Source organism: Brevibacillus sp. MER 51, assembly GCF_023714195.1.
In the GTDB taxonomy this organism is placed as follows: Bacteria; Bacillota; Bacilli; order Brevibacillales; family Brevibacillaceae; genus Brevibacillus.
On the sequence record NZ_JAMAUS010000037.1, the window covers coordinates 1 to 1,555 of the forward strand.

The window sequence follows — 1,555 nt, forward strand, 5'->3', positions numbered from 1 at the left end:
TCAGACTGAAGAGAAACCCCCTTTTGGGGGATTTCTTTTTGGCATTGTTCCAGCACGAAGTGCTGAAAAAAAGGATAGCCTGCACCTAACTTGCTTTCGCTAGGTGTAGCGCTATCCTTTTAATGTTTTGTACTGTTGCTGTCATCAATACCTGCTCTTGGACATTTTCACGTCCACGTAACCTACAATAGCGAAGCCCATGCAGTTCTTTAGCATCTGCAAAGCTTCGCTCTATGGTTTGGTATCTTAATCTATATAAATATTTCCCCGATTTACTTAAACGGTTCTGTCGAACCCATTCCTTACTCTCTTCCCAAACGTGCCTGCTTATCACCTTTTGGTGATTTTTAGATCGGGTACACTCAGAAAGCCTTGGACAAGTTTTACATATTTCTTTATTGGACTTATACATCCTGTATCCGTTTCGATCGGTAGTCGAATAAGTAAGCGTATGTTTTTGAGGACATGTGTACACATCGCACTCCAGATCATATTTAAAGCGCCATTTAGCAAAAAGACCTTTAACAGGTGTAAAGGCACGATGACCGATGACAGCAAATACATTTATATCGTGAAGTGCCTTGCAAATTGGAGTAGTTAAATAACCAGCATCTAATGCAATAGCTTCAATTGTATCCTTAAACCCAAACTTCTCGATTTGGAGATTCAGCCTATCTATGTAAGGAACGGAATCATGGACATTGCCAGCAGTGACATGGACATCGGTAATAATATTGTACTTATGATCGACAGTCCGGTGATCGAGATAGAAAAAGCCTTCGGGCTTGCTGTCTCGAACCATGTAGCCACTTTCCGGATCAGTGGTACTCATCTTGATTTCCTTTTCTTCCTTCACGCCCTCTCTAGGCTTCAATCCTTTTTTCCATGTACCTCACGGTCTTCATTAATTGCTACCTCTAAATCTTTGAGATAGGCACGACTCGTTTTCTCGATGACATGCTTCTTAAATTTTCGTTTATTCGCATTTGCTTTAAGATGCGTAGAATCACTTATCAATACACGTCCAGCGACCATTCGATGCTGAATCGCCAAGCGCACAATTTCATCAAAAATCTCCTGAAAAACATTTGTATTTTTAAAACGGGTTCGACGATTCCAACTGATTGTTGTGTGATCTGGAACTCGATCTGTTAAAGAAAGGCCAAGAAACCAACGATAGGCGATATTAGTCTGGATTTCTTTTTCGAGCTGCCTCTCTGAGCGGATACCGTAAAGGTATCCAATGAAAATCATTTTAAATAAAACAATAGGATCAATGGAAGGTCTACCGTTATCCTCGCAATAATATTGACGTACTTTTTCTCGGATGAAGGAGAAATCTATATGTTTCTGGATGACCCTTAATAAATGGTCCTCTGGGACCAATTCATCAAGGCACACAAATTCGTAATGCATTTGCGGATTATTATCATTGGAGGTAAGCACAATTATCACCTACTATAAAATGTAATTATAAGAATTATAACAAATTAACGCGGTGTCGCTTTAAAATTAAGTAAAATAAAAATGGCTGTCGACTTTCTCGACAGCCTGA

Annotated in this window: 1 protein-coding gene; it reads right to left on the bottom strand. The window is 39.6% G+C overall.

Annotated features, from left to right (window positions below; genetic code table 11):
* Nucleotides 1-85: 85 nt before the first annotated feature.
* A protein-coding gene (locus M3630_RS30400; protein ID WP_251254660.1) for an IS1182 family transposase occupies nt 86-1,416 on the bottom strand; the annotation gives its coding sequence in 2 pieces (ribosomal slippage) (nt 86-876 and nt 876-1,416; 1,332 coding nt in all).
* Nucleotides 1,417-1,555 lie beyond the last annotated feature (139 nt).